The sequence below is a fragment of the Streptomyces collinus genome, from assembly GCF_031348265.1.
Lineage (GTDB): Bacteria > Actinomycetota > Actinomycetes > Streptomycetales > Streptomycetaceae > Streptomyces > Streptomyces collinus.
Genome location: NZ_CP133771.1, coordinates 7,555,843 through 7,582,039 on the forward strand (window position 1 = coordinate 7,555,843; position 26,197 = coordinate 7,582,039).

A 26,197-nucleotide genomic window follows, 5' to 3' on the forward strand; every position below is an offset into this window, starting at 1 on the left:
CCTCATGGCCATGCAGCCGTGGTTCGAGGACGCCAAGCTCGGCATCTTCGTGCACTGGGGCATCTACGCCGTCGACGGCGTCCAGGAGTCCTGGTCGTTCTACGACGACATCGTCCCGCACGACCGGTACATGTCCCAGCTCGACCGGTTCACGGCCGCCCGCTACGACCCGCGCGACTGGGCGCGGCTCTTCGCGCGGGCCGGGGCCCGGTACGCCGTCCTCACCAGCCGCCACCACGACGGGGTCGCCCTGTGGGACACCGCGTACGGCGAGCTGAACGTGGGCCGCGACCTGATCGCCGGCTACGCCGAGGCCCTGCGCGAGCAGGGTCTCAAGGTCGGCCTCTACTACTCGCACTCCGACTGGAACCACCCCGACTACGCCTCCACCCGCAAGCCCGGCCGCCCGCCGGAGCTGGAGGACAACCGCTACTCCGAGGTCGCCGCCGAGTTCGAGGACCTGGAAGCCTGGGAGAGGTTCCTCGCCTACCGCGACGGCCAGATCCGCGAACTCACCCGCCGCTACCGGCCCGACCTGATGTGGTTCGACGGCGAGTGGGACCGCGACGAGGAGCAGTGGCGCATCCCCGAACTGGCCGCCCTCATCCGCTCCGAGGTGCCTGACGTCGTCTTCAACGCCCGCATGCTGAGCGAGGGCGACTACGCCACCCCCGAGCAGGGCGCCCCCGTCGTCCCCCCCGGAGGGCCCCTGGGAGCTGTGCCTCACGATCAACGATTCCTGGGGCCACCAGCACCACGACCACCACCACAAGTCCGTCGATCAGCTGATCCGCTACTTCACCGAGACCATCGGCGGCGGAGGCAATCTGCTTCTCAGCGTCGGCCCGCGGGAGGACGGCACGATCACCGACGAGCAGGCCCGGCGGCTGGAAGGGCTCGGCGACTGGATCGCCCGGCACGCCGAAGCGGTGTACGGGACCGTCCGAGGACTCCCGCCCGGGCACCACTACGGCCCGAGCACCCTCTCCAAGGACCGCCGCACCCTCTACCTGACCCTCTTCGACGCCCCGCGCGCCGAGATCAACGTCCGGGGCCTGCTGAACGACGTCCGACGGGTCTCGGTCCTGGGCAGCGGCACCGAACTGCCCCACCAGGTCACCGGCGGCCTCCACGAGACACCGGGCATCCTCTGGATCACGCCTCCGGCGGCGGCGGACCTCGACCCGCACGCCACGGTGCTGGCCGTCGAACTGGACGGAGAGCTGGAGTTGTACCGGGGCGGGGGCCGCTTCTGACGCCGCCGAATTGACCCACGATTCCGGCACCGGAATGCCCCCTGCCGTGGGTCGCCCGGCTCCCTAGAGTCGATGTCATGACGACGACACAGAACGCAACGGGAAACAGCAGCGGCTTCGCACCGGTCCTCACGCGCGCCGCCGAGGCCGAGACGACGCGCGACCCCAGCAGCGTGATGACCCTGCTCGCCGACTCCGGGAACACCGGCGGGCGGCTCACCAGCTACCGGTCGACGTTCGCCGAGGGCGCGGTCGGCGCGCCCGCCCACCTGCACACCGAGGCGTCCGAGATGTTCTACGTCCTCGGCGGCGCGCTCCAGGTGCTGGTGGGCGAGGAGATCACCGTGCTGCGAGCCGGCGACTTCCTCCTCGTACCGCCGAACATCCCGCACGCCTTCGCCGCCGCGCCCGGTGCGACGGCCGACGTGCTGTTCGTCTTCACTCCGGGCGCAGGGCGCTTCGACTACCTCCGGCTGCTGGGCCGGGTGATGCGCGGCGAGGCCGACCCGCAGGAGATCAAGGACTCCTCCGAACGCTTCGACAACCACTACGTCGACAGCCCCGTCTGGCGCGAGGCGCTCGCGGCCAGGGCCTGAGGCCTCAGAGAGGCAGCGCCTGGGCCGCCGACCCGACGGAATCGGCCGGTTCGGCCGACGCGGGCGCCGGTACCGCGGGCAGCGGATCCGCCGCCTCCGGCCGCTGCTGCGGCAGCGACACCGGCCGCAGCGGACGCAGTCCCGACACCACCGTGTAGTCCTGGCCCAGGAACGGCGGCACCACCTCGCCCGGGTCCTCGCCGAGCGCCAGCTGCACCGCGGCCCACGGGGCGTTGACCCCGCACAGCGACAGCTGGTGCAGTCCGCCCGCCGGGCGGGTGTTGACGTCCATGAGGACCGGGCGGTCGCCGAACATCCGGAACTGGATGTTCGACAGGTAGTGCAGACCGAAGCCCTCGGCGATCTGCCGGGCCGGGTCCAGCCACTGCTCGTGCAGGGTGAAGCCCCGGCGGCGGCCGTTCTTGGTGCGGCCCACGGCCAGCCGGACCCGGTCGTCCGGACCGGTCAGGCAGTCCACCGACACCTCGGGCTGCTCCAGACGCGGCATCACCATCCAGTCGACCGGCTCCTCGGCCTGCCGCAGCGCCTCCAGCACCAGGTCCAGCGGCACGTACGGGCTCGGGAACCCGCTCAGCTGCATCAGCGAGAAGGGCGTACGCGTGATCACCCGGAAGCCCACCCCGCCGGCCCCGGACGCCGGCTTGAAGCACGCCTTGTGCCCTCCGGCCTCCAACTCCTCCACAGCGGCGACGAGTTCGTCATCCGAGCGGATCCGGTACCAGGGCGGCACCGGCACGCCGATCGCCTGGACGGCCTCGTAGGCGATCACCTTGTCGTGGAAGACGGCCACGGCCTCGGGCGGCGGCGCCAGCACCGCCGTGCCGGCCGCCTCGAACTCGGCGCGGTGCGCCACGATCGCCGACTGGTGCAGCCGGGGCACGAACACGTCGATGCCGCGCCGCGCGCACTGGTCCAGCGCGTACTCGACATACCCGGCGGGGGACAGGTTCTCGGGCTCCAGCTCGGCGGTGTCGGCGGCGGCCAGCACCGGGGAGTCGGGGTCGCCGTGGGTGGCGTGGATCTCGACGGCCCGGTCGCTGGGATTTCTCCGCAGCTGATCCATGAAGAACACGTTCTCCGCGTACGTGCGGTTGAGCCAGACGCGTACGCGAGAGACCATGCAGGCCGCCTTTCACGGTTCGCGGGCAGGGCTGAGCAGCCCGTGCCCGGGCAAGAAAAGGGAGGGACACCAAACCGCCCCTTGAGAGGGAAGTTCGTAGCGGTGGTGTTGGGCCAGATCATACGGCTTCGGCGGGCCCCGTCGTGCAACGCGCGTGTGAAGGAATTCTCCGGCCACGCTCCCGGGCCGCTCTTGCTCCCCGTCGCGCGGATGTGATCTCTTGGTGACGTCCGGGTGCGCGCGGAGGGGGCGAGGGGTGACGTCGACGGCCGGTGGCGCCGCACAACTGCTGGCCATCAGCGATCTGCACATCGGATACCCGGAGAACCGCGCCCTGGTCGAGGACATGCGGCCCGGGACGGACGACGACTGGCTGCTCGTCGCCGGGGACGTCGCGGAGACCGTGGCGGACATCCGCTGGACCCTGAAGACGCTCGCGGCCCGCTTCCGCAAGGTCGTGTGGGTGCCCGGCAACCACGAACTGTGGACCCATCCGAGCGACGCCGTCACCCTGCGCGGTGTCGCCCGGTACGAGTACCTGGTCGAGATGTGCCGCGAACTCGGCGTGACGACACCCGAGGACCCCTACCCGGTCTGGGAGGGCCCCGGCGGGCCGGTCGCCGTCGCGCCGTTGTTCCTGCTGTACGACTACTCGTTCCTGCCGGCCGGCTGCACGACCAAGGAGCAGGGCCTGGAGTACGCGCAGGGCACCGGGATCGTGTGCACGGACGAGTATCTGCTGCACCCCGACCCCTACCCGAGCCGGGAGGCCTGGTGCCGGGCCCGGGTCGCCGGGACCGAACGCAGACTCGCCGAACTCCCCGGCGACCTGCCGGTGATCCCGGTCAACCACTACCCGCTGCACCGGCACCCGATGGACGTCCTGTGGCACCCCGAGTTCGCCATGTGGTGCGGCACGGATCTGACAGCCGACTGGCACCGAAGGTTCCGCGTGCACACGATGGTCTACGGCCATCTGCACATCCCGCGCACCACCTGGCACGAGGGCGTGCGCTTCGAGGAGGTGTCGGTGGGCTATCCGCGCGAGTGGCGCAAGCGGTCCGGACCGCCGGGGCGGCTGCGGCGTGTCCTGCCGAGAGAGGGCGAGGAGCTGTGATCGAGGAACTGCTGCCGGAGGCCGTGGTCGCCGTGGAGGCCTACGGCCACGAGGACGCGGACCCCCTGTTCCCCGAGGAGGCGGCGCTCCTGACCCGGGCGGTCGCCAAGCGGCGCAAGGAGTTCGCCGCCGTGCGCTCCTGCGCGCGCCGTGCCATGGAGAAGCTCGGCGTGCCGCCGCAGCCGGTCCTGCCCGGGGAACGCGGCGCCCCCCGCTGGCCGGCCGGGCTGGCCGGCAGCATGACCCACTGCGACGGCTACTGCGCCGCCGCCCTGGTCCGTGCCACCGACCTCGCGTCCCTCGGCATCGACGCCGAGGCGCACGGCCCGCTGCCCGAGGGCGTCCTGCCGTCCGTGTCCCTGCCGGCCGAGGCGGACCGGCTGCGCAGGCTCGCGGCCGAACGCCCCGACATCCACTGGGACCGGCTGCTGTTCAGCGCGAAGGAGTCCGTCTACAAGGCGTGGTTCCCCCTCACCGGGAAGTGGCTGGACTTCATGGAGGCCGACATCGAACTCACCGCCGACGGCACCTTCCGCGCGACGCTGCTCGTCCCCGGCCCACAGGTGGGCACCCGCCGCGTCGGCCACTTCGACGGCCGCTGGACAACGGGGCGGGGCCTGATCGCGACGGCGATAGCGGTACCCCCCGCCTGACCCCGCTCCGCGGGGCTCCCTTTCGGCTTCAGGGCGGAGGTCCGGGCCCTCAGTCCCGGAACCCCTGGCCGGACGGACGCGGCGGTCCGCCCGGTCCAGGGCCTGTTTCCGTCAAGGGCCGGGGCTGTCCGACGGGCATTCAGCAACCTTCCCGGCTGCCGTCGGGGAGTCTCAGTAGGCCTCCGGGGCCGCTCCGGCCCGCGGCCCGGGCCTGTGCAGCAATGCGGGGCTCGCTTCCGGCCCGCGGCCCGGGCCCTGCACCGGAGTGCCGGCCCGGCTTCGAGCCGGCGGGCCGGCGCATCCGGCGAACGACGGAGCCCGCTGGTGGGGCCGCAGGTCAGGGGCCCGGCTCCGGGCACCAGTTTTCCAGGAGGCGGAAGAACGCCTCCTCGTTGCCGGTCAGTCCGGCGCGTTGCAGGGCCTGTTCCGCCTCGGCGAGGACCGTGGGCGGGACCAGCGGCGGGCCGCCCTCCACGTCGAAGGCGGCCCGGACGGTGTGCAGCAGCCGCAGATAGGCCTGGACGGCGGTGCGTTCGCGATCGGTCAGAACGGCGGTGGGCATCGATCGGCTCTCCCCGTGTCGGCGTCGTCGGTCCCGCGCCCTCGCGGCGCGCACGCCCCGCACAGCGGTGGCGCCCCTCCAGCTTGCCGCCCACCACTGACAATCCGGCCCCGCAGCCCTCCGGTTAGCCCGCTCGGCGGAGGCGGGACCGCACCCCATTGCCGTGGCGCGCGAGCCGTCAGCCCTGCGGTCCGCGATATCCCAGCGACGCCTCGATCCGCCCCGCCAGATGATCCCGCTGCACCGGCCCCCGCGACGATGAACCGGCGAGCCAGGCCCGGCACTTGCTGGCGAGCAGCAGGCCGAAGCTCTCGGCCTCCTTCTCGTCGTCGAGGTCGAAGCGGGTACGCGCGGCGACCTTCAGCACGGTCGCCTGGAGATCAGCACCGTCGTCGAGCAGCCGGGCCGCGACGGCGGCGCCCTCGACGTGGTGGGAGCAATGCCCGGCCTTCATGTGCCACAGCTCATGGCCCAGGATCACCAACTGGTGATCGGGAGCGGTGCGTTCCTCGATCACGACGAGGTCCTGCTCGGCCATGTCCAGCCAGAGTCCGCTGGCGGTCCCGGGCGGGAACGCGGCCGTCCGGAAGCGGACGGGGCGGCCGCGGCGTCTGCTCATGCCGTCGCACAGGGCGGCGTACAGCTCCTCGGGCCGAGCCGGCGCGGGGAGGGTCAGCTCCGCGACCAGCTCGCCGCACAGACGGCGCATTTCCTTACCGATGCCCACAGTTCTCCCCACGGTCACGACTCGGGCCGCTTGACGCTCTCCAGGAGCATGTCCAGCCACTCCGCGACCTTGTCGCGGTGCTGGTCGGTGGGCAGTTGCGCGGCCCGCCAGGCGATGCCGCGCACGCCGTGGTCCTGCAGCAGGCGCTCCAGCGGGTCGTCCGCCGCCGCGGCCGCCTGCCGCTCGCGGTCGGCGAGCTTCTGCAGCAGCTCCTGCTCGGTGGTCTGGAGGGCGCTCACCAGCGCCTCGGGGTCCTCGGCCGTCAGGAAGCCCGCGTGTACCCGGAAGAACCGCTGGAGGGCGTCGCAGTGTTCCATGGTCGGCCGCCGGTCGCCGTTGATGAGGGCGCCGGCCTGCTGGCGGGACATGCCCGCGCCGTCGGCGATCTCCTGCTGGGTGTACTTGCGGCCGTTGGGCTTGAGCCGGGTCCGGCGCAGCAGGTCCAGGCGTTGCAGAAACCGGGCCTGAACGTCGGGCTCGCCCGCCGGCCGGCCGGTGAGCAGGGCCTTGACGACGGGGTCCGGGACCCCGGAGGCGACGGACAGCCGGCCGATGTCGAAGACCTCGGCGTGCGGCACGCCGAGCCGGTCGGCGAGCGCGCCGACACGGGAGACGACGGCCGGTAGCACGGCCGTCGGCGTGGCGCCCGGACCCTCGACGAAGCCACCCGTCACCGACAGATCTCCTACGTATCTCACAGGCTTCTCACAAGTGGATGCCGTGACCTACCCCGGCGTGAACTTCCCGGAGCGTAGCCGGTGTTTCGAACTCACATCCAGGTCTCGCCACAACTGTGGCCAATTTCAGCCGTCAACAGGCATGGAATGCCACGATAGTTGACACGCCTCAGCCCGGGGCAGCAGGATCGGGGCGCCGCGTCAAGGCCGCACAGGCAAGAGGGGTGACCTCCCGATGGCATATCAGGCAGGAGGGCGGCGGCCGGCACCGCGGCCCGTCCCCGAGACTCCCGAGGCCCAGGCCTATCTGGAGGACTACGCCGGGCTCCTGGAAGGTGTCTCCTTCCCCTCGCTCGTCGTCGACCACTGCTGGGACGTGGTGCTGACCAACAGCGCCTTCCGGTCACTTTTCCGTGAGGCGGGCCCGCACCCCACGGCCATGCCGGGCGACAACTTCCTCCGCTTCGTGCTCTTCCACCCCGACGCCCCCGCGGTGCTCGGCGACCACGAGGCGAGCTGGTGCCTGCCGATGCTCGCGCACTTCGCACGGGCCGTGGAGAGCCACGGCCCGGACCACGGCCTGCAGGCCATCCGCCGCGACATCGCCCAGGACCCGATCATGGAGGCCGCCTACCGGCACGGCCTGCCGCACTGGATCCGCGCGGTCGGCGAGGGCGCCGTCGAGCAGGACGGCGCCGTACGGCCGCTGCTCCACCCGGACCCGCGCCGGGGCTCCACCGAGTGCCGGATCGTCATCGAGACGTCCAGGACGCTGGAGGAGCTGGGCTGCGCCCGGGTCACGTTCGTCCTGCGCGAGACGCGCCGCTCCGTGACCAGGGAGCGCCGCACTCGCCGCAACGCCTCCCACCTGAGGGTCGTCCCCATGGCCGACTGACCGCTCCCGCGCGGTCGGACCGGCCTGTGCCCGCACCATTCCCAGCCCCTGTGGTGTGTGACATAGTACTGACGTGAGCGAGTCGCTGACCTGCGATGTCGTGGTGGTGGGAGCCGGTGTCGTCGGCGCCGCCACCGCCCTGTACGCGGCCCGCGCGGGCCTGGACACCGTCGTGGTGGACCGGGGACCGGTGGCCGGCGGTACGACCGGAGCGGGGGAGGGGAACCTCCTCGTCTCCGACAAGGAACCCGGGCCGGAGCTCGAACTGGCCCTGCTGTCCGCCCGGCTGTGGACCGCACTGGCCCGGGAGGGGCTGGGCGAGGCCGTCGAGTACGAGGCCAAGGGCGGTGTCGTCGTCGCCGGCACGGACCGGGCCCTGGCCGGGCTGGAGAACCTCGCCGCCGAGCAGCGTGCGGCCGGGGTCGAGGCGGTGCCGGTGCCGCCCGACCGGCTCACCGACCTGGAGCCGTACCTGGCCCCCGGCCTCGCGGGCGGCATGCACTACCCGCAGGACGCCCAGGTGATGCCCGCCCTGGCGGCGGCGCACCTGCTGCGCGCCTCGAAGGCCCGGGTGCTCACCGGCCGGGAGGTGACCGGGGTCCTGCGCGGACCGGGCGGTGCGGTGCGCGGCGTGCGTACCGACCGGGGCGACCTCCACGCCCCCGCGGTCGTCAATGCGGCCGGCACCTGGGGCGGTGAGGTCGCGGCCCGCGCCGGAGTGTCCCTGCCGGTGCTGCCCCGCAGGGGTTTCGTCCTGGTCACCGAACCGCTGCCGCCGCGCATCCGGCACAAGGTGTACGCCGCCGACTACGTGGCCGACGTCGCGAGCGACTCCGCGGCGCTGCAGACCTCCCCGGTCGTGGAGGGCACCCCGGCCGGGCCGGTCCTCGTCGGCGCCAGCCGTGAACGGGTCGGCTTCGACCGGACGCTGTCGCTCCCGGCGGTGCGCGCGCTGGCGGCCGGGGCGACCGGGCTCTTCCCGTTCCTCGCCGGAGTGAGGGCGATGCGGACGTACGCCGGCTTCCGGCCGTATCTGCCGGACCACCTGCCGGCGATCGGCCCCGACCCGCGGGCGCCCGGGCTCTTCCACGCCTGTGGGCACGAAGGCGCGGGCATCGGGCTCGCCACCGGCACCGGGCAGCTGATCGCCCAGGCGCTGACCGGGCACACGCCCGATCTGGACCTCGGCCCGTTCCGGCCCGACCGCTTCACCGAGGAGGGCGAGTGAACCCCCTGGAACTGGCCCGGGCCAGGCCCGGCCCCGCGTTCACGGTCACGTTCGACGGGCGGCCGGTCGAGGCGCTGCCCGGGCAGACGGTCGCTGCCGTGCTGTGGGCGGCAGGGGTGACCTCGTGGCGTGACACCCGCCGCGAGGGCCGCCCGCGCGGTGTGTTCTGCGGGATCGGTGTCTGCTTCGACTGCCTGGTGACCGTCAACGGCCGCCCCAACCAACGGGCCTGCCTGGTGCCGGTGCGGCCGGGGGACCAGATCGGCACGCAGGACGGCACGGGTCACGGGGAGAACCGCGCGCAGGGCGGGACGGGTCACGGGGAGATGGGCGCGCAGGGCGGGACGGGTCACGGGGAGATGGGCGCGCAGGGCGGGACGGGTCACGGGGAGATGGGCGCGCAGGGCGGGACGGGTCACGGGGAGATGGGCGCGCAGGACGGCACGGGTCACGGGGAGAACCGCGCGCAGGGCGGGACGGGTCACGGCGAGACCGGCACACAGGGTGGCGGCACCGGCCACGAGGAGGCGGGTCATGCGGACTGACCTCGCCGTGATCGGCGCCGGACCCGCCGGCCTCGCCGCCGCCCTGGCGGCCTCCGCACGCGGCGTACGGGCCACGCTCCTCGACGCCGCCACGCAACCCGGCGGCCAGTTCTACCGGCAGCCCGCCGCCGGACTCGGCGCCGGGCGGCCCGAGGCGCTGCACCACCGGTGGCGGACCTGGGAGCGGCTGCGGGACGGGCTCGCCGCCGGGCCCGTACGCGTCCTGACGGACCACCATGTGTGGTGCGTGGAGCGCACGCCGGACGGCTTCACCGTGCACGCCCTGCTCGGACCGGAGCAGGAGGAGTCCGTCGAGGTGCAGGCCCGCACCGTGCTCCTGGCCACCGGCGGCTACGAGCAGGTGCTGCCCTTCCCCGGCTGGACGCTCCCGGGCGTCGTCACGGCCGGGGGAGCCCAGGCCATGCTGAAGGGCGGGCTCGTGGTGCCGGGGCACCGAGCCGTGGTGGCCGGGACCGGGCCGCTGCTGCTGCCCGTCGCGACCGGCCTCGCGGCGGCCGGCGTCGAGGTCGCCGCACTCGTCGAGTCCACCGGTCCCAGGCGCCTCGCCCGGCATGCCCCCGCCCTGGCGGGCAAGCTCGCCGAGGGCGCCGGACACGCCGCCGGGCTGCTGCGCCACCGCATCCCGGTCCTCACCCGGCACACCGTCGTCCGCGCCCATGGCGAGGACCGGCTGACCGGCGTCACCGTCGCCGCCCTCGACGCCGACGGGCACGTCCGGCCCGGCACCGAACGGCACCTGCCCTGCGACACCCTCGCCGCCGGGCACGGCATGCTCCCGCACACCGACCTCGCCGAGAGCCTCGGCTGCCGCCTCGACGGACTCGCCGTGGCCGTCGACACCGAACAGCGCACGGACGTGCCCGGCGTGTGGGCGGCCGGCGAGGCCACCGGCATCGGCGGCGCCGCCCTCTCCCTCGCCGAGGGGCACATCGCCGGCTGTTCCGTCGCCGCCCACCTGCACGGCGCCGCCCCCGGCCCGGCCCCCGCCGCCCTCAAGGCCCGTGCGGCGCTCCAGCGTTCCGCGGCCGCCCTCGAATCCGCGTACGCACCGCCCGCGCACTGGCCCGAGCAACTCACCGACGACACGGTGGTCTGCCGCTGCGAGGAGGTCACCGTCGGGGCCGTGCGCGAGGCCCTGGACCTCGGGGCGGGCGACGAACGCACCGTGAAGCTGCTCACCCGGGCCGGGATGGGCTGGTGCCAGGGCCGGATGTGCGGTACCGCCGTCGCCGGTCTCGCCGGCTGCGCACCCACCCCGGCCAAACGCCCGTTCGCCCGTCCCGTACCGCTCGGCGTCCTCGCCCGGCAACACCCCCAGGAGGGACTGTCATGACCGGCCACCACCCCTGGCGCGGCGTCCTCGTCGCCACCGCGCTCCCACTGAACGGCGACCTCTCCGTCGACTACGACAAGTACGCCGGGCACTGCGCCTGGCTCGTCGAGAACGGCTGCGACGGCGTCGTGCCCAACGGCTCCCTCGGCGAGTACCAGGTGCTCACACCCGAGGAGCGGGCCAGGGTCGTCGAGACGGCCGTCGCCGCCGTAGGCGGGGAGCGCGTGATGCCCGGCGTCGCCGCGTACGGGTCCGCAGAGGCCCGGCGCTGGGCCGAGCAGGCCGGCGAGGCCGGCTGCCGCGCGGTGATGCTGCTGCCGCCGAACGCGTACCGCGCCGACGAGCGCTCCGTCCTCGCCCACTACGCCGAGGTCGCCCGGTCGGGCCTGCCGGTCGTCGCGTACAACAACCCCATCGACACCAAGGTCGACCTCGTGCCCGAGCTGCTCGCCCGCCTGCACGGCGAGGGGTACATCCGCGGCGTGAAGGAGTTCTCGGGCGATGTCCGCCGCGCCTACCGGATCGCCGAACTCGCCCCCGAACTGGACCTCCTGATCGGCGCGGACGACGTCCTGCTGGAGCTGGCCGTCGCCGGCGCCAAGGGCTGGGTGGCGGGCTACCCGAACGCGCTGCCCCGGGCCTGCGTGGAGCTGTACCGGGCCGCCGCCGGCGGCGACCTCGGCACGGCACTGCCCCTGTACCGGCAACTGCATCCGCTGCTGCGCTGGGACTCCCGCGTGGAGTTCGTCCAGGCCATCAAGCTGTCCATGGACATCGCAGGCCGCCACGGCGGTCCCTGCCGCCCGCCCCGCGCCGCGCTGCTGCCCGGGCAGGAGGCGGCGGTCCGCGCCGCCACGGAGAAGGCCCTCGCGGCCGGACTGAGCTGAGGACCATGCGCAGCAAACTCGTCCTGCACGCCGTCGACTCGCACACCGAGGGCATGCCGACCCGCGTGATCACCGGCGGCGTCGGCACCGTCCCCGGCGCCACCATGAACGAACGGCGGCTGTGGTTCCGCGAACACCGCGACGACATCAAGCAGTTGCTGATGAACGAGCCGCGCGGCCACTCCGCCATGAGCGGCGCGATCCTCCAGCCCCCGAGCCGGCCCGACTGCGACTGGGGCGTCCTCTACATCGAGGTCTCCGGCTATCTGCCCATGTGCGGGCACGGCACCATCGGCGTGGCGACCGTCCTGGTCGAGACCGGCATGGTCGAGGTCGTCGAGCCGGTCACCACCATCCGGCTCGACACCCCGGCGGGCCCGGTCGTCGCCGAGGTGGCCGTCGAGGACGGGGCGGCCAAGGCGGTCACCCTGCGGAACGTGCCCTCCTTCGCCGTCGGCCTCGACCGCAAGGCCACCCTCGCCGACGGCCGGACGGTGACGTACGACCTGGCCTTCGGCGGCAACTTCTACGCCATCCTGCCGCTGGAGCAGTTCGGCCTGCCGTTCGACCGGTCCCGCAAGGACGAGATCCTCGCGGCCGGCCTGTCCCTCATGGCCGCCGTCAACGCCGAGGACCCGCCCGTCCACCCGGAGGACCCCTCCATCCACGGCCTCCACCACGTCTACCTGGCCGCCCCCGGCTCGACCGCCCGCCACTCCCGGCACGCCATGGCCATCCACCCCGGCTGGTTCGACCGCTCGCCCTGCGGCACCGGCACCAGCGCCCGCATGGCACAGCTGCACGCACGCGGCGAACTCCCGTTGCACACCGAGTTCCTGAACGAGTCCTTCATCGGCACCCGCTTCACCGGCAGACTGCTCGGCACGACCGAGGTCGCCGGCCGCCCGGCCGTGCTGCCCAGCTTCACCGGCCGCGCCTGGATCACCGGCACCGCCCAGTACCTGCTGGACCCCGAGGACCCGTTCCCCGCGGGATTCGTCCTGTAGACACCCCCGACAGGACACGAGAGAGGAACCCCGACCGTCATGGCCGCGCAGCACACCCCCGCCCTGCCCGTGCTCGGCAGCAGGAAGCCCAGCCACCGGGAGCGGGTCGCGGACGCGCTGCGCGCCGCCCTGATCGCCGGAGAACTGCGGCCCGGCGAGGTCTACTCGGCACCCGGCCTCGCCGGCCGCTTCGGCGTCTCCGCCACGCCCGTGCGCGAGGCCATGCTCGACCTGGCCAAGGAGGGACTGGTCGACACCGTGCCCAACAAGGGCTTCCGGGTCACCGCCGTCTCCGAGCGGCAGCTCGACGAGTACACCCACGTCCGGGCACTGATCGAGATCCCCACCACGGCGGAGCTGGCGCGCACGGCCGACCCGGTGGCCCTGGAGGCACTCCGCCCGGTCGCCCGGGAGATCGTCACCGCCGCCGCGGCCGGTGACCTCATCGCCTACGTCGAGGCCGACCTGCGCTTCCACCTCGGCCTGCTGGCCCTCGCCGGCAACGGCCACCTCGTCGACGTCGTACGCGACCTCAGACGCCGCTCCCGGCTCTACGGTCTGACGGCACTGGTCGAACAGGGGCGGCTGGAGGCCTCGGCCGAGGAGCACCTGGAGATCCTCGACGCGCTGCTCGCCCGGGACGAGGAGGCCGTACGGGCCGTCATGACCCGGCACCTGGGGCACGTGCGGAGCCTGTGGGCAGGACCCTGAACAGCGGGACGCCGCCGGTTCAACGGCCGCGTTTCGCCGCCTGGACCTGCTCGTACACCCGGGTCCGCAGCTCGGCGAAGCGCGGGTCCACCCGCGTGTGCAACTGGTCCCGCTCGGCCGGCAGACCGACCTTGAACTGCTCCTGGACGACGGTGGGGGAGGCCGACAGCACGAGCACCCGCTCGCCGAGGTACACGGCCTCGTCGATGTCATGGGTGACGAACAGGATCGTGATCCCGCGCTCCCGCCACAACCGCCTCACCAGATCCTCCAGTTCGGCGCGGGTCTGGGCGTCCACCGCCGCGAACGGCTCGTCCATGAGCAGCACCTCGGGCTCGTACGCCAGCGCCCGCGCGATGGCCACCCGCTGCTGCATGCCGCCCGACAGCTGCCACGGGTACGCCCCGGCGGCGTCCGCGAGCCCCACCGACTCCAGCGCGTCCGCGACCAGTGCGCGGCGCCGCTCTCTGCTCAGCCTCTTCTGCTTCAGGGGCAGTTCGACGTTCTGCCCGACCCGCATCCACGGGAACAGGCTGCGGCCGTACTCCTGGAACACGAACGCCATGCCGGGCGGCGGCCCGTCCACCGGGCGGCCCGCGAGCCGCACCTCACCGGACGTGGGGGCGAGCAGGCCGCCGACGCACTTCAGCACGGTCGTCTTGCCGCAGCCCGACGGCCCGACGAGACAGACCAGTTCCCCCGCCGCCACGCTGAAGGTCAGGTCGCGCACCGCCTCGGTCCGCCGCCCTGCACCCTCGTAGACCTTGTGCAGGCCCTGTACGTCGAGCATGGACCGCCCTTTCGCGAGGTTCACGGGGACCGCCGGCCGGACTCGCGCAGGCCGTGGTACCAGCCGAGCACCCGCCGCTCGGCCAGCCCGAAGAGGACCGAGAGGAGGAAGCCGAGCAGACCGAGGAGCAGGATCCCGGTCCACATGTCGGGGATGGCGAAGCCGCGCTGGAACTGCACGACGGTGAAGCCCAGGCCGTTGCTGGCGGCGAACATCTCGCTGATCACCATGAGGATGATCCCGATCGACAGTGCCTGGCGCAGGCCCGCGAAGATCTGCGGGCTCGCCGAGCGCAGCACCACCTGCCGCAGCCGGGCCACGCCCGTGATGCCGTACGAACGGGCCGTATCGGCCAGCACCGGGTCGACCGCGCGCACGCCCTCGACCGTGTTGAGCAGCACCGGCCAGACACAGCCGCTCGCGATCACCGCGATCTTCATCGTGTCGCCGATCCCGGCGAACAGCATGATGACCGGCACCAGCACCGGTGGCGGCACCGCCCGCAGGAACTCCAGCACCGGCTCGCACAGCGCCCGCACCGCCCGCCAGGAGCCGATGACCGTGCCGAGCGCCACCCCCGCGACGGCCGCCGCGGTGTAGCCCGCCGCCAGGCGCAGCACGCTCGGCAGCACGTCCCCGCGCAGCCGCTCGCCCGTCCAGACGTCCGGGAAGACGCCGAACACGGTCCGCAGCGGTGGCCAGTAGACGTTCGTGCTGCCGGCCGACGCCGCCCACCAGACGGCCACCAGCACCGCCGGCAGGGCGAGCGCGAACACCAGCCGCAGCAGGGCCCTCACCCAAGCTCTCGACGTCACCCGGCCAGGAGGGACCCCCATCACACCGCCACCTCCCCGCGCACCGACTGGTGCCAGGCCAGCGCCCGCCGCTCCACCGCCCTCGCCCCCACGTTGACCAGCAGCCCGAGCACGCCGGTCACCACGATCAGCGCGTACATCTCCGGCACCGCCTGCGAGGTCTGCGCCACCGCGATCCGGGCCCCCAGACCCGGGGCGCCGATGACCAGTTCGGCGGTGACGGCGAGGATGAGCGCCACGGCAGCGGCCAGCCGCACCCCGGTCATGACGTACGGCAGCGCCGTCGGCCACAGCACGTGCCGGATCCGGGCCCAGGCGCCCAGACCGTACGAGCGGGCCGTCTCCTCGGCGACCGGGTCGACGTCCCGCACGCCGTACAGGACCTGGATCAGCACCTGCCAGAACGCGGCGTACACGACCAGGAGCAGGACCGAGCGCAGTTCCGTGCCGTACAGCAGCACGGCCAGCGGGATCAGCGCGACCGACGGGATGGGCCGCAGGAACTCGATCGTCGAGGCCGTCACCTCGCGCAGATACGGCGTCACGGAGATCACCACCCCCGCGACGACACCCGCGCTCACCGCGATCGCCAGGCCCAGCGCCCAGCCGGTGAGGGTGTCGCCGAGCGCCGACCAGAAGGCGGTGTCGGAGAGTTCACTGCCGAGCGCGACGGCGATGCGGCCGGCCGGCGGGAAGTGATCCTCGTCGACCAGGCCGAGCCGCGGCACCGCCTCGCCGAGGAGGACGAACACGGCGCACCCGGCCGCGCCGAGGGCCGCGTCGGAGCCCCTCACGGCAGCAGCTCGTCCAGGTCCGGCGCCTTCTCGAACAGACCGTCCCGCTCGCCGAGTTCCGCCAGCCGTTCGATCGACGGCCGGTCCGGCCCGGCCGGATAGCGCGGCAGGGTCAGCTTCTCCAGCAGGGTGGCGGGGATCTTCGTGTAGGTGGAGAGGATCTGCCGGACCTCCTCCGGGTGGCTGTCGGCGTACTTCAGCGACTCGGCGGTCGCCTCCTGGAACTTCTTCACCAGTTCCGGGTTCTCGCCGGCGAACTGCTCCGAGGTGAAGTACATGGCGACGGTGAGGTCCGGTGACACGTCGTGGAAGTTCGAGGCGATCTCCTTGCCGCCCGCGGCCTTCACCGTGGCCAGGGCGGGCTCCGGGGTGCAGGCCGCGTCGACCTGCCCGCCGTCCAGCGCGGCCGGCATCCGGTCGAAGGGCATCTCGACGAACTCGACCTTCGAAGGGTCGCCGCCGTCCTTGCGGACGGACTCCCTGATCGAGGTGTCGCAGATGTTGTTGAGGGTGTTGACCGCCGCCTTCTTGCCTTCGAGCTGCTTGGCGGAGGTGAGCGGGGAGCCCTTCCCCACGGTGATGGCGGCGAAGTCGGCGCCGCTCCTGCCCGTCGACGCGGCACCGTTCGCCACGGCCTTGACGGGCACGTTCTTGGACCGGGCCACCAGCAGTGACGTGGTGTTGCTGAATCCGAACTGGAACTGGCCGGACATGACCGCGGGCACGATCGCGGCGCCTCCCTGGGCCGGTACCAGCTCCAGTTCGAGGCCGCGATCGGAGTAGAAGCCCTGCTTCTCGCCCAGGTAGACGGGCGCGACGTCCAGCACGGGAACGATGCCGACCTTGACGGTGGTGGCTTTGCCGGACGAGCCGGCCGTGTCCTTGCCGCCGGGGTCGGACGAGCCGCAGGCGGTGACGGCGGCGAGGACGGACCCGGCCGTGAGACCGACGAGCAGGCGACGCATGGCTCCCCCTGTGGGACCGGCTGAGGTGCTCCGACAGGCTGTGCGCAGGCAGTACGGAAGTGCTCAGCGGGAACCTAGAGCCCGCCCGGAGCCAAGGTCAATGCACGTGCGGTGAAGGCTTGTTGAAACCGGCACCTTCGGGTCAGAGGTCCAGCACGAGCCGCCCGCCGCGGCAGCGGGACACACAGATGAGCATCGTCTCGCCCGTCGCGCGCTCGTCGTCGGTCAGCACCGAGTCGCGGTGGTCCGGCTCGCCGTCCAGGACGTCGGTCTCGCACGTGCCGCAGGTGCCCTCGGTGCAGGAGTACAGGACCTCCACCCCGGCGGCGCGCACGGCGTCGAGCACGGACACGTCCGGTGCGACGGTGAGCGTCCTGCCGCTCCGCGCCAGTTCCACCTCGAACGCGGTGTCGTCGCCGGTCTCCTGTTCCTTCGGCTGGAACCGTTCGACACGCAGGACCCCGGAGGGGCAGCGGGCCTCGACGGCATCCAGCAGCGGCCCGGGACCGCAGCAGTAGACGAGCGTGCCCTCGGGCACGTCGTCCAGCACCGAGGGCAGGTCCAGCAGGCCCGTCTCGTCCTCCGGTGCGAACGTCACGCGGTCCCCGTAGCGGCCGAGTTCCCCGCCGAACGCCATGGATCCGCGGGTGCGCCCGCCGTACAGCAGCGTCCACTCGGCGCCCGCCGCCTCCGCCGCCGCCAGCATCGGCAGGATCGGCGTGATGCCGATGCCGCCGGCGACGAAGCGGTAGCGGGGGGCGGGTTCCAGGCGGAAGTTGTTCCGGGGCCCGCGCACCCGCACCTTGGCGTCCTCGCCGAGCTGCTCGTGCACATGGGCGGAGCCGCCCCGCCCGGCGGGCTCGCGCAGCACCGCGATCCGCCAGGCCGACCGGTCCGCCGGATCGCCGCACAGCGAGTACTGCCGTTCCAGGCCGGGCCCGAGCAGCACGTCCACGTGAGCGCCCGGCTCCCAGGCCGGGAGCGGCTCGCCCAGCGGATGACGCAAGGTCAGGGCGAGCACTCCCTCGGCGGCGAACTCCCGCCGCTGAACGATCAGTTCGGCCTCGAACACGGTCATGAGCCGGCCCCTCGCGGTTCGTCGTCGCTCACATGCCCCTGGGGGTGGGCGAGCATCCACTCCCACATCTCGACCGGGTCCTGCGCGGTGTGCTCACGCCCGCAGTGGCACGTGCCGTGCAGCACGTCGGTGCCGGGCACCCAGTCGATGCGGTAGATCTCGCCGGTCGGAGCCGTCACAGGACCTTCTCCACGGGCTTCTCGCCCTGCTCGACCAGCCGGGCGAGGATACGGCGTGCGGCAAGGCCACCGGTGTCGATGTTGATGCTCAGCTCCTGGTAGCCGGTGCGCTCGGTGCCGAGCGTCTCCTGCAGCAGGTTGAGCGCGGTGACGTCCTGCATGACGACCGTGTGGTTGTTTCCGCGCAGGAACTCGGTGACTTCCGTGTCGTCCGTGGCCCAGTCGCGCGAGACGGCCCAGAAGTCGTACACCTTGCCGTCGCCCGACGGTGTGATGGCGTACGTGATCTCGGTGTGGAAGCCGTTCGGATCGCTGCCGTCCGCCTCGGGCAGCACTCCGGCCGGGGCGATCCGGCTGTGCAGCAAATACAGGCACGGCGCGTGGTATTCGATGTCCTGCCAGCGGGTGATCCGGCCCGCGATGCCGGTGGACTTGGCGTAGAACGGCGGGCACTCGGCGTCGTCCATGTGCCGGCTCACCCGGACGATGCCGGCGCCCTCGTCGACCTCGGTGGTGATCGGCGTCTCGGCGACCTCGGGGGTGCCGATGTAACCGCCGTGCAGATACGTCTCGTGGGACAGGTCCAGGAGGTTGTCGACGAGCAGGCCGTAGTCGCAGTCGATGGGCTCCATGCCGCGCACGGTGACCCAGCCGGGGGAGTCCAGGTGCCGGGCCCGGGGGATGGTCTGCGGGTCGGCGAGCGCCGGATCGCCGATCCACACCCAGATCAGCGAGTCCTGTTCGACGACCGGGTAGGAGGCGACCCGGGCGGTGCGCGGCACCCGTTTCTGTCCCGGCACGTACACACACGTGCCGGTCGTGTCGTACGTGAAGCCGTGGTAGCCGCACACGATCCGGTCCCCGTCCAGGCGCGTCGGCGCCTGGGACAGCGGGTACCGGCGGTGCACACACCGGTCGTGCAGGACGACCGGGGTGCCGTCCTCCTCCGTCCGGTAGAGCACGAGCGTCTCACCGAGGATCGTCCGGCCGAGCAACTCCCGCCCGACCTCGTGACTGTAGGCGGCGACGTACCACTGGTTCCTGGCGAAGGCGGTCATGTGGGGCATGGGCGCTGGCTCCCGTCTCTGGTCGTGCCGTCATCGTCGGGGCGGTCCTCCGGGCTCCGCAACGGCCCTTCCGTCAGGCGGAAGCCGCTTACGGCAGAAGCGGTTTCCGAATCAAAAAGTGAAATCGAAACGGAATTCTGCGCTTTATCGTCGCCGAGAATTGTCTTAGGCTGGATGCATGGAAAAGACAAGAACGCAGTTCTACGTAGTGAAACGCGGTGACAATCTCACCAAGATCGCGCGGATGCATCACGTGACTCTGGATCAGATTCTGGAGTGGAACCCGCAGATCGAGGACCCGGACGTAATCCACCCCGGCCAGCGGATACGCGTGGCCCCGCCCCGGGGAGAGGGCGGAGAGGACGGTGAGTACGAGACGACCCCTTTCCAGGGGCAGACTTCTTCCAAGCGTCAGTGACCAGTCCCGTCATTGAGGCCATGGGCTACCGCCTCATCGAGGAGAACTGCTCGGTGTATTCCGACGGCCCCGACGCGACGTGGAGCCCGGCGGACCAGAAGTCGTACGCCAAGTGGCAGCGCAAGCTCGGCTTCGGCGGCGCTGACGCCGACGGTATTCCGGGTCGGACGTCCTGGAACAAGCTCCGAGTGCCCGCAGTTTACGAATGACCAGAACCGAAAGCCGGCCGGCCCGTACGCGCAGTCGAGTACCAGGTCTGCGTAACGGGCCGTCGCGGTCGGCATGGCGCGCGCGTGCCAGGGCCCGCATCGCCTATCTCGAAGCGGAGCTGGAGCATGAGAGCGGCAGACTTCCGCCGGGCGACCGAACAGCGCTCATCGAGGGAATGCGAAACCATCTGGAAAAGGCCCGCTCGGCCGCGGACGAGGATTTCGGATGGCGGATGCCGTGGTCGGGATCGACTGCCCGTGAGGGCGTGTGCTCGAATATTCGCAATGCCGAGGTATTGCTGATTCAACTGGTTTCCGACGACGAAGCATCGGGCCGCGTCAGTGAGGTCATGGCGCTGGTCAAGGACCATCTGGACGCGGACGACCCACGGCGGGTCCGGCTCGCCCAGCGACTGCGTCCCATCATCTCCGGTGACATCACCGCGAGCGACCGGGATCTCATGGGCCGGGCGCTCGACGCCGCGTACTGCAGCCTGGACGACGAACTGGCCCGGGTGCGCAGCCTGCGCAACATCCTCTGGGCCGCGACGGTCCTCGTGGTGATCGGGGTGGTGAACCTGGCCCTCTACGGATGGTTCTCGCCCAGCTCGCTGAGCTTGTGCTTCTCACCCCAGGGCGGCTCCGGAGACAAAGTCACCGTCGTGTGCCCCACCTCCGAGCACTACGGCCGGCCGGCCGACACCGACGCGAGCGACCTGGCCGGCGCGACGGACATCCTCACCGTCGAGATCGCCGGACTCGCCGGTGCCGCCCTCACCGTCATCGCGTCGCTGCGCCGCATCCGGGGAACCGACTCCCCCTACATGCTGCCCCTGGCGTCGGCGGTGCTGAAGCTGCCCACCGGCGCGCTGTCGGCCTTCCTCGGGCTGCTGCTGATCCGGGGCGCCTTCGTCCCCGGGCTCAGCGACCTCGACAGCAGGGCGCAGGTCCTCGCCTGGGCCGCGGCCTTCGGCGCCGCCCAGCACCTGGTGACGCGACTCGTCGACGACCGTGCCCAGATGACGCTGTCGGAGGTCGGCCGGACCACCGACGCCGTGATCAACCCGGAGAGAGTCGCCGTCAGGGAAGGACCACCGGCGTCCGCTCCCGGATCGCCCAACGGTGCCGGACCGCACGACGAGCCGCACGCGCCCGGCGGAGACGGCGAACCGGCCCCCGACGGCGGATCACCTCACCGCCGCAGCGGTGCGTGAGCCGTCTCCGGCAGCCTCAGATACACCACCGACGACACCAGGCAGATCACAGCGACGTACCAGGGGAACAGCCCCGCGTGCCCCTGCTCCTTGAACAGCGTCCCCACGTACGGGGCCGTGCCACCGAAGAGGGCGACGGTCAGGGAGTAGGGGAAGCCGATGCCCGCCGCGCGGACCCGGGGCGGGAAGATCTCCGCGTTCACGGCCGCGCTGATCGAGGTGAACCCGGTCAGCAGCACCATGCCCGCGCAACTCACGAGCAGCAGCACGGCGAAGGAGTCGCTCAGGGTGTGCAGCAGGGGCACGGCGAGCAGCGCGAAGCCCAGGCCGAAGAAGAGCAGCAGGGGGCGGCGCCCGAACCGGTCGGAGAGCAGACCGCCGAGCGGTTGCAGCAGGGCGAAGAAGGCCAGTGAGATCGTGCCCGCGAGCAGCGCATCCGACTTCTCGATGCCGGCGTTGAGTTCGGCGTACGTCGGCAGGTACGACGTCCACGTGTAGTACGCGATCGTGCCGCCCGCCGTGATGCCGCAGATGAGGAGCGACTCGCGCGGATGCCGGCGCAGCGCCTCGAACAGGCCCGGGCGCGGTCCCTGCCGCTGCTCGGCGCTGCGGGTCTCCTGCGCACCCTGCCGGATCCAGAAGCCGACCAGGCTCAGTACCGCCCCGAGGACGAACGGCACCCGCCAGCCCCAGCCGTTCATCTGCCCGTCGCTCAGCGTGCCCACCAGCAGCGTCGCGATGCCGGAGGCGACCAGCTGCCCCACCGTCGTCGACACGTACTGGAAGCTGGAGAACAGCCCGCGCCGGCCGGGCCCCGCCGACTCCACCAGGAACGTCGTCGAGGCCGCGAACTCGCCGCCCACGGACAGGCCCTGGAGCAACCGGGCGAGGACGAGGATCACCGGCGCCAGCACGCCCACCGTCGCGTAGGTCGGGGTCAGTCCGACCAACAGGCTGCTGCCGCCCATCAGCAGGATGGTGACCGTCAGCGCGGCCCGCCGCCCGTGCCGGTCCGCTACCGCGCCCATCAGCAGCCCGCCGACCGGCCGCATGAAGAAGCCGACCGCGAACACCGCGAACGTGGACAGCAGCGGCACCAGCGAGTTGTCCGCGCTCTTCGGAAAGACCTGGTCGGCGATGTAGGTGGCCAGAAACGTGTAGGCGTACCAGTCGTACCACTCCACCGCGTTGCCCACCGAGGCGGCGAGGAGCTGGCGAACGGGCCGTTGCGTCGGCGGGGAAGCCGTCTGCGTCTCTGTCACGCCCCTCACCCTCCCCTGGGAACGCCCCGGCACACCTGGCGTACCGGCGACCTTCACACGAGTGTCACCGGCCCCTTCCTTGTCGTTTGGTGTCCCTGAAACACTCCTTCCGCGCAGATTCCGTCACGTTCCGGCCATCCAGCACAGCAGGATGAGAGGTCTGTCCTTCATGTCCGAAGTCAACCGGCGCCGCTTCCTCCAACTCGCGGGCGCCACCACGGCCTTCAGTGCGCTGTCCGCCAGCATCCAGCGCGCGGCCGCGCTTCCGGCGAACCACCGCACGGGGTCGATCGAGGACGTCGAGCACATCGTCGTCCTGATGCAGGAGAACCGTTCCTTCGACCACTACTTCGGCACCCTGTCAGGCGTCCGCGGCTTCGGCGACCCCCGCCCGGTCACCCTCGACAACGGCAAACCGGTCTGGCACCAGGAGAAGGACGGCAAGGAGATCCTGCCGTTCCACCCGGACGCCGACGACCTGGGCATGCAGTTCCTGGAGGGCCTGCCGCACTCCTGGCCCGACGGCCACCAGGCCTACAACGGCGGCAAGTACGACCGCTGGGTGCCCGCCAAGGGCACTACGACCATGGCGTACCTCACCCGCGAGGACATCCCGTTCCACTACGCCCTCGCCGACTCCTTCACCGTCTGCGACGCCTACCACTGCTCGTTCATCGGCTCCACCGACCCGAACCGCTACTACATGTGGTCCGGTTACACGGGCAACGACGGCAGCGGCGGCGGCCCGGTCCTGGACAACGCCGAGCTCGGTTACGGCTGGACGACCTACCCCGAGCGCCTGGAACAGGCCGGCATCTCCTGGAAGATCTACCAGGACATCGGCGACGGCCTCGACGCGAAGGGCTCCTGGGGCTGGATCCAGGACGCCTACCGCGGCAACTACGGCGACAACTCCCTGCTGTACTTCAACAAGTATCGGAGCGCAGAGCCCGGCGACCCCTGGTACGACAAGGCCCGCACCGGCACGAACGCCAAGGCCGGAGAGGGCTACTTCGACCGGCTGAAGGCGGACGTCAAGGCCGGCAAGCTGCCCCAGATCTCCTGGATCGCCGCCCCCGAGGCCTTCTCCGAGCACTCCAACTGGCCGTCGAACTACGGCGCCTGGTACATCGCCCAGGTACTGGACGCCCTCACCTCCAACCCGGAGGTCTGGTCCAAGACAGCCCTGTTCATCACCTACGACGAGAACGACGGCTTCTTCGACCACGTGGTGCCGCCGCTGCCGCCCAAGGACGCCTCCCGCGGCCTGTCCACCGTCGACGTCTCCCTCGACCTCTTCCCGGGCGACGGCAGCAGGACGGCGGGCCCCTACGGTCTCGGCCCCCGGGTCCCGATGCTGGTCGTCTCCCCGTGGAGCAAGGGCGGCTACGTCTGCTCCGAGACCCTCGACCACACCTCGATCCTGCGGTTCATGGAGCGCCGTTTCGGTGTGCGGGAGACCAACATCTCGCCCTGGCGCCGGGCCGTCTGCGGTGACCTGACGTCCGCCTTCGACTTCTCCCGCAAGGACGCCCGCCCCACTCCGCTGCCCGGCACCGACGCGTACGAGCCGCAGGACCGTGAGCGCCACCCGGACTACAAGCCCGTCCCGCCCGCCGACCCGCGCATGCCCCGGCAGGAACGCGGCCTGCGCCGCTCCCGGCCGCTGAAGTACGCCCCGCACGTGGACGCCTCGGTCGACACGGCGGCCGGGAAGCTCACCCTCACCTTCGCCTCCGGCGCGAAGGCGGGCGGTGCCTTCCACATCACCTCCGGCAACCGCGCCGACGGTCCCTGGATGTACACCACCGAGGCCGGCAAGACGCTCTCCGACACCTGGAACTCGGCGTACTCCGGGGGCTCCTACGACCTGACCGTGCACGGCCCGAACGGCTTCGTGCGGGTCTTCAAGGGCTCGAACAAGACGGCCGGCTGTGAGGTCACCGCGCGCCACACCGGCGACGACATCGAGCTGACCTTCACCAACAAGGGCTCCGGCACGGCCCGTCTGAAGCTCGTGAGTGCCTACGGCGGCCGGCCCTCGACCGTCACCGTCCGCCCGGGCGCCCGGGTGTGCCGCACCGTAGACCTCGGCGGCAGCCGCCGCTGGTACGACCTGACCGTCACCGCCGAGGGCGACAAGGCGTTCCTGCGGCGGTTCGCCGGGCACGTCGAGAACGGGCGGCCGGGAGTGAGCGACCCGGCGATCATCACCGCGTAGCGGGAGTGAGGTGCCCCGGATCGTGCGGCCGGGGCACCAGCGCCGGTTCGGCCGTGGCCGAGCCGGGCTCCAGAGCCAGGACCGCGGCCACCGGATGGTCGTCGTCGACCGGGCCGGCCGCCGCGGGTGCCGCCCGGCTGAGCAGCACCACGCCCCAGGACGCCAGCCCCGCCCCGGCGAGCGCGAGCAGGACCCCCGCCGGGCCGCCCTGGAGACGTTCGCCCAGCAGGGACAGGCCGATCACCGCGGCGGCCAGCGGGTTGGCCAGCGTCACCATCGCGAGCGGTCCGCCCAGCCCGCCCCGGTACGCCGTCTGGGCGAGCAGCAGCCCGCCGGCCGCGAAGGCCGCCACGAGCAGGGCCACGCCGACCACCTGGACACTCAGCACCGGTCCGGTCCGGTCCGTCGCAGCCACGGTCACCGTCTGGGTGAGGGCCGAGGCGACACCGGAGGCCAGCCCGGACGCGGTCGCGTGCCGCAGTCCGGGGCGGGCGCCCGGCCGGGACAGCACCCCGATGAACGCCGCGGTGGCGCCCGCCACCGCCAGCGCCTCGGGAACGCTCAGCGCATCGTCCGGCGCCGGACCGGACGCCGTGACCAGGATCGCGCCCAGGCCCAGCAGCGTCAGCGCGGTGCCCTTCCACTCGACCGCGCTCACCCGCCGTCCCGCCATCCGCGCCCCCATGGGTACCGCCGCGACCAGGGTGAGCGCGCCGAGCGGCTGGACGACGGTCAGCGGACCGTACCGGAGGGCGACGACGTGCAGCAGCGCGGCCGACGCGTTCAGTCCGACCGACCACCACCAGGCGCCGCTGCCCAGCAGCCGCAGCGTGCCCGCACCGGGGGAGCGTGACGCGAGCCGCTCCTGGGCGACCGCGGCGGCCGCGTAGGCGACGGCGGAGACGAGGGACAGGGCGACGGCGACCAGGACGGCGTTCACCGGCCTGCTCCCGCGAGTGCCTGCTCGTCCCGCTGGGCCGGTACGAGGCTGCCCTGCGTGCGGCCGGCCGTGGTCGCCGTGCGGTGGGGCGAGCGAAGCGGGACGGGGGTCCCCCCGGACGGAGTCCGGGGGAGGATCACCGCGAGCGCGAGGCCGAGCAGGACCGTCGCCACGATCGCGTCCAGCCAGTAGTGGTTGGCGGTGCCGACGATCACGAGCAGTGTCAGCAGAGGATGCGCCAGCCACAGCCGGCTCCACCGGGAATGGGTCGCGACGATGAGTCCGACGGCCACCATCAGCGCCCAGCCGAAGTGCAGCGACGGCATCGCCGCGAACTGGTTCGACACGGAGTCGGTCGCGGGATCGCCGTACACCGACGGCCCGTACACCCGTGCCGTGTCGACCAGACCGGTCGCCGCCAGCATGCGCGGCGGGGCGAGCGGGAACAGCAGGTGCAGCGCCAGGGCGGCGGCGGTGACCGCGGCCAGCACCCGGCGGGCCCAGACGTAGTGAGCCGGGCGGCGCGGATAGAGCCAGATCAGGAAGGCGGCGGTGGCAGGGAAGTGGACGGCCGCGTAGTAGGTGTTGGCGAGGTGCACCAGGCCGTCGCCGTGCAGCAGCAGGGACTGCACCGCCCCCTCGCCGGGCAGATGGACCGCTCGCTCGAAGTCCCACACGCGGTGCGCGTTGTGGAAGGCCTCGCCGTTGTGGCCCGTGGCCAGCTGCCGGCCGAACTTGTAGACGAGGAAGAGCCCTGCGACGAGCAGGAGCTCCCGGACGAGCGGCGGCCGCGCTATCGCGTCGGACCCCGCCTGCGCAGGCTCGGTGCGGGCATTCATCCCCCGGCCCCTTCGGTGACGGTGGCGCTGTTATCGGTACGAGAGCGTAC

General features: G+C 72.2%; 27 protein-coding genes and 2 pseudogenes. 15 read left to right on the forward strand and 14 right to left on the reverse strand.

All coding sequences use genetic code 11. The features are described from left to right. Positions 1-4: 4 nt before the first annotated feature. Together RFN52_RS34055 and RFN52_RS34060 are read left to right on the forward strand one after the other, a co-directional pair. Positions 5-1,256: pseudogene (locus RFN52_RS34055) on the forward strand (alpha-L-fucosidase). Between the two features lie 77 nt (positions 1,257-1,333). After that, positions 1,334-1,852 (forward strand): cupin domain-containing protein, encoded by a 519-nt coding sequence (locus tag RFN52_RS34060; RefSeq protein ID WP_184852128.1) that lies wholly within the window; start codon positions 1,334-1,336, stop codon positions 1,850-1,852. A 4-nt stretch (positions 1,853-1,856) separates the two neighbouring features. Here the strand turns inward: RFN52_RS34060 and RFN52_RS34065 are convergent, their stop codons facing one another. After that, entirely contained in the window at positions 1,857-2,993 is a 1,137-nt protein-coding gene (locus tag RFN52_RS34065) for an ATP-grasp domain-containing protein (RefSeq protein WP_184852130.1), read from the reverse strand. A gap of 256 nt (positions 2,994-3,249) precedes the next feature. Here RFN52_RS34065 and RFN52_RS34070 point away from each other — a divergent pair, with 256 nt between their 5' ends. Further along, positions 3,250-4,110 carry a metallophosphoesterase family protein gene (locus RFN52_RS34070; protein WP_184852132.1) on the forward strand — a complete coding sequence of 287 codons (861 nt, stop codon included), beginning with the start codon at positions 3,250-3,252 and terminating at the stop codon, positions 4,108-4,110. Beyond that, positions 4,107-4,763 carry a 4'-phosphopantetheinyl transferase family protein gene (locus tag RFN52_RS34075; RefSeq protein ID WP_184852134.1) on the forward strand — a complete coding sequence of 219 codons (657 nt, stop codon included), beginning with the start codon at positions 4,107-4,109 and terminating at the stop codon, positions 4,761-4,763. Before RFN52_RS34070 ends, RFN52_RS34075 begins: the two co-directional genes overlap by 4 nt. 337 nt (positions 4,764-5,100) lie before the next feature. Here the strand turns inward: RFN52_RS34075 and RFN52_RS34080 are convergent, their stop codons facing one another. From RFN52_RS34080 to RFN52_RS34090, 3 genes are all read right to left on the reverse strand, one after another. Then, a complete protein-coding gene (locus tag RFN52_RS34080) occupies positions 5,101-5,325 on the reverse strand; it encodes a hypothetical protein (protein ID WP_184852136.1) in 225 nt (74 codons plus the stop codon). A 178-nt stretch (positions 5,326-5,503) separates the two neighbouring features. Then, positions 5,504-6,034 (reverse strand): hypothetical protein, encoded by a 531-nt coding sequence (locus tag RFN52_RS34085; RefSeq protein WP_033307649.1) that lies wholly within the window; start codon positions 6,032-6,034, stop codon positions 5,504-5,506. A 32-nt stretch (positions 6,035-6,066) separates the two neighbouring features. Further along, positions 6,067-6,726, reverse strand: coding sequence for a helix-turn-helix domain-containing protein (locus tag RFN52_RS34090; RefSeq protein ID WP_184852138.1), 660 nt, complete (start codon positions 6,724-6,726; stop codon positions 6,067-6,069). 238 nt (positions 6,727-6,964) lie between these two features. Between RFN52_RS34090 and RFN52_RS34095 the strand changes: the two genes are divergently transcribed. The 7 genes and pseudogenes from RFN52_RS34095 to RFN52_RS34125 all read left to right on the forward strand — a co-directional run bounded on the left by RFN52_RS34095 (position 6,965) and on the right by RFN52_RS34125 (position 13,356). After that, the gene (locus RFN52_RS34095) at positions 6,965-7,624 is read left to right on the forward strand and encodes an MmyB family transcriptional regulator (protein WP_184852140.1); all 660 of its coding nucleotides are present in this window, start codon (positions 6,965-6,967) and stop codon (positions 7,622-7,624) included. 73 nt (positions 7,625-7,697) lie between these two features. After that, a complete protein-coding gene (locus tag RFN52_RS34100; protein WP_184852142.1) occupies positions 7,698-8,852 on the forward strand; it encodes an NAD(P)/FAD-dependent oxidoreductase in 1,155 nt (384 codons plus the stop codon). Then, positions 8,849-9,139 (forward strand): annotated as a pseudogene (locus RFN52_RS34105) ((2Fe-2S)-binding protein); the annotation flags it as partial. The gene RFN52_RS34100 and the pseudogene RFN52_RS34105, both read left to right, overlap by 4 nt. A gap of 247 nt (positions 9,140-9,386) precedes the next feature. Beyond that, complete coding sequence (locus tag RFN52_RS34110; protein WP_184852144.1) at positions 9,387-10,751, forward strand: FAD/NAD(P)-dependent oxidoreductase; 1,365 nt, start codon at positions 9,387-9,389, stop codon at positions 10,749-10,751. Then, positions 10,748-11,638 (forward strand): dihydrodipicolinate synthase family protein, encoded by an 891-nt coding sequence (locus RFN52_RS34115; RefSeq protein ID WP_184852147.1) that lies wholly within the window; start codon positions 10,748-10,750, stop codon positions 11,636-11,638. The genes RFN52_RS34110 and RFN52_RS34115 overlap by 4 nt, the downstream gene beginning before the upstream one ends. A gap of 5 nt (positions 11,639-11,643) precedes the next feature. Further along, positions 11,644-12,645 (forward strand): proline racemase family protein, encoded by a 1,002-nt coding sequence (locus RFN52_RS34120; RefSeq protein WP_184852149.1) that lies wholly within the window; start codon positions 11,644-11,646, stop codon positions 12,643-12,645. 39 nt (positions 12,646-12,684) lie between these two features. Beyond that, a complete protein-coding gene (locus RFN52_RS34125; RefSeq protein ID WP_184852151.1) occupies positions 12,685-13,356 on the forward strand; it encodes a GntR family transcriptional regulator in 672 nt (223 codons plus the stop codon). 19 nt (positions 13,357-13,375) lie between these two features. On the opposite strand, the gene RFN52_RS34130 is transcribed toward RFN52_RS34125, so the two are convergent. From RFN52_RS34130 to RFN52_RS34160, 7 genes are all read right to left on the reverse strand, one after another. Beyond that, entirely contained in the window at positions 13,376-14,146 is a 771-nt protein-coding gene (locus tag RFN52_RS34130) for an ABC transporter ATP-binding protein (protein WP_184852153.1), read from the reverse strand. Between the two features lie 20 nt (positions 14,147-14,166). Then, positions 14,167-14,982 (reverse strand): ABC transporter permease, encoded by an 816-nt coding sequence (locus tag RFN52_RS34135; protein ID WP_184852155.1) that lies wholly within the window; start codon positions 14,980-14,982, stop codon positions 14,167-14,169. Further along, complete coding sequence (locus RFN52_RS34140; protein WP_184852157.1) at positions 14,982-15,755, reverse strand: ABC transporter permease; 774 nt, start codon at positions 15,753-15,755, stop codon at positions 14,982-14,984. The genes RFN52_RS34135 and RFN52_RS34140 overlap by 1 nt, the downstream gene beginning before the upstream one ends. Next, on the reverse strand, positions 15,752-16,720 hold the full coding sequence (locus tag RFN52_RS34145; RefSeq protein WP_184852159.1) for an ABC transporter substrate-binding protein: 969 nt from the start codon (positions 16,718-16,720) through the stop codon (positions 15,752-15,754). Before RFN52_RS34145 ends, RFN52_RS34140 begins: the two co-directional genes overlap by 4 nt. 142 nt (positions 16,721-16,862) lie before the next feature. After that, positions 16,863-17,798: a PDR/VanB family oxidoreductase gene (locus tag RFN52_RS34150; protein WP_184852161.1), complete on the reverse strand. Its 936-nt coding sequence runs from the start codon at positions 17,796-17,798 to the stop codon at positions 16,863-16,865. Beyond that, positions 17,795-17,977, reverse strand: coding sequence for a hypothetical protein (locus tag RFN52_RS34155; protein ID WP_033307662.1), 183 nt, complete (start codon positions 17,975-17,977; stop codon positions 17,795-17,797). Before RFN52_RS34155 ends, RFN52_RS34150 begins: the two co-directional genes overlap by 4 nt. Beyond that, positions 17,974-19,044 (reverse strand): Rieske 2Fe-2S domain-containing protein, encoded by a 1,071-nt coding sequence (locus tag RFN52_RS34160; protein ID WP_184852163.1) that lies wholly within the window; start codon positions 19,042-19,044, stop codon positions 17,974-17,976. Before RFN52_RS34160 ends, RFN52_RS34155 begins: the two co-directional genes overlap by 4 nt. Before the next feature lie 178 nt (positions 19,045-19,222). On the opposite strand from RFN52_RS34160, the gene RFN52_RS34165 reads away from it, so the two are divergent. The 3 genes from RFN52_RS34165 (at position 19,223) to RFN52_RS34175 (ending at position 20,885) form a co-directional block, all read left to right on the forward strand. Further along, positions 19,223-19,462, forward strand: coding sequence for a LysM peptidoglycan-binding domain-containing protein (locus tag RFN52_RS34165; RefSeq protein WP_184852165.1), 240 nt, complete (start codon positions 19,223-19,225; stop codon positions 19,460-19,462). Beyond that, entirely contained in the window at positions 19,459-19,671 is a 213-nt protein-coding gene (locus RFN52_RS34170) for a peptidoglycan-binding protein (protein WP_184852167.1), read from the forward strand. The genes RFN52_RS34165 and RFN52_RS34170 overlap by 4 nt, the downstream gene beginning before the upstream one ends. A gap of 350 nt (positions 19,672-20,021) precedes the next feature. Then, positions 20,022-20,885: a hypothetical protein gene (locus RFN52_RS34175; protein WP_311241125.1), complete on the forward strand. Its 864-nt coding sequence runs from the start codon at positions 20,022-20,024 to the stop codon at positions 20,883-20,885. Here the strand turns inward: RFN52_RS34175 and RFN52_RS34180 are convergent. Further along, positions 20,864-22,147, reverse strand: a complete 1,284-nt coding sequence (locus tag RFN52_RS34180) for an MFS transporter (protein ID WP_184852169.1) — start codon at positions 22,145-22,147, stop codon at positions 20,864-20,866. The genes RFN52_RS34175 and RFN52_RS34180 overlap by 22 nt on opposite strands. Positions 22,148-22,316: 169 nt before the next feature. Here RFN52_RS34180 and RFN52_RS34185 point away from each other — a divergent pair, with 169 nt between their 5' ends. Beyond that, complete coding sequence (locus RFN52_RS34185; protein ID WP_184852171.1) at positions 22,317-24,368, forward strand: phosphocholine-specific phospholipase C; 2,052 nt, start codon at positions 22,317-22,319, stop codon at positions 24,366-24,368. Here RFN52_RS34185 and RFN52_RS34190 read toward each other — a convergent pair. Both RFN52_RS34190 and RFN52_RS34195 read right to left on the reverse strand, forming a co-directional pair. Next, positions 24,358-25,308, reverse strand: a complete 951-nt coding sequence (locus tag RFN52_RS34190; RefSeq protein ID WP_184852173.1) for a DMT family protein — start codon at positions 25,306-25,308, stop codon at positions 24,358-24,360. The two genes, RFN52_RS34185 and RFN52_RS34190, sit on opposite strands and share 11 nt — an antisense overlap. Beyond that, positions 25,305-26,147, reverse strand: a complete 843-nt coding sequence (locus tag RFN52_RS34195; protein WP_184852175.1) for a phosphatase PAP2 family protein — start codon at positions 26,145-26,147, stop codon at positions 25,305-25,307. Before RFN52_RS34195 ends, RFN52_RS34190 begins: the two co-directional genes overlap by 4 nt. Positions 26,148-26,197: the final 50 nt, after the last annotated feature.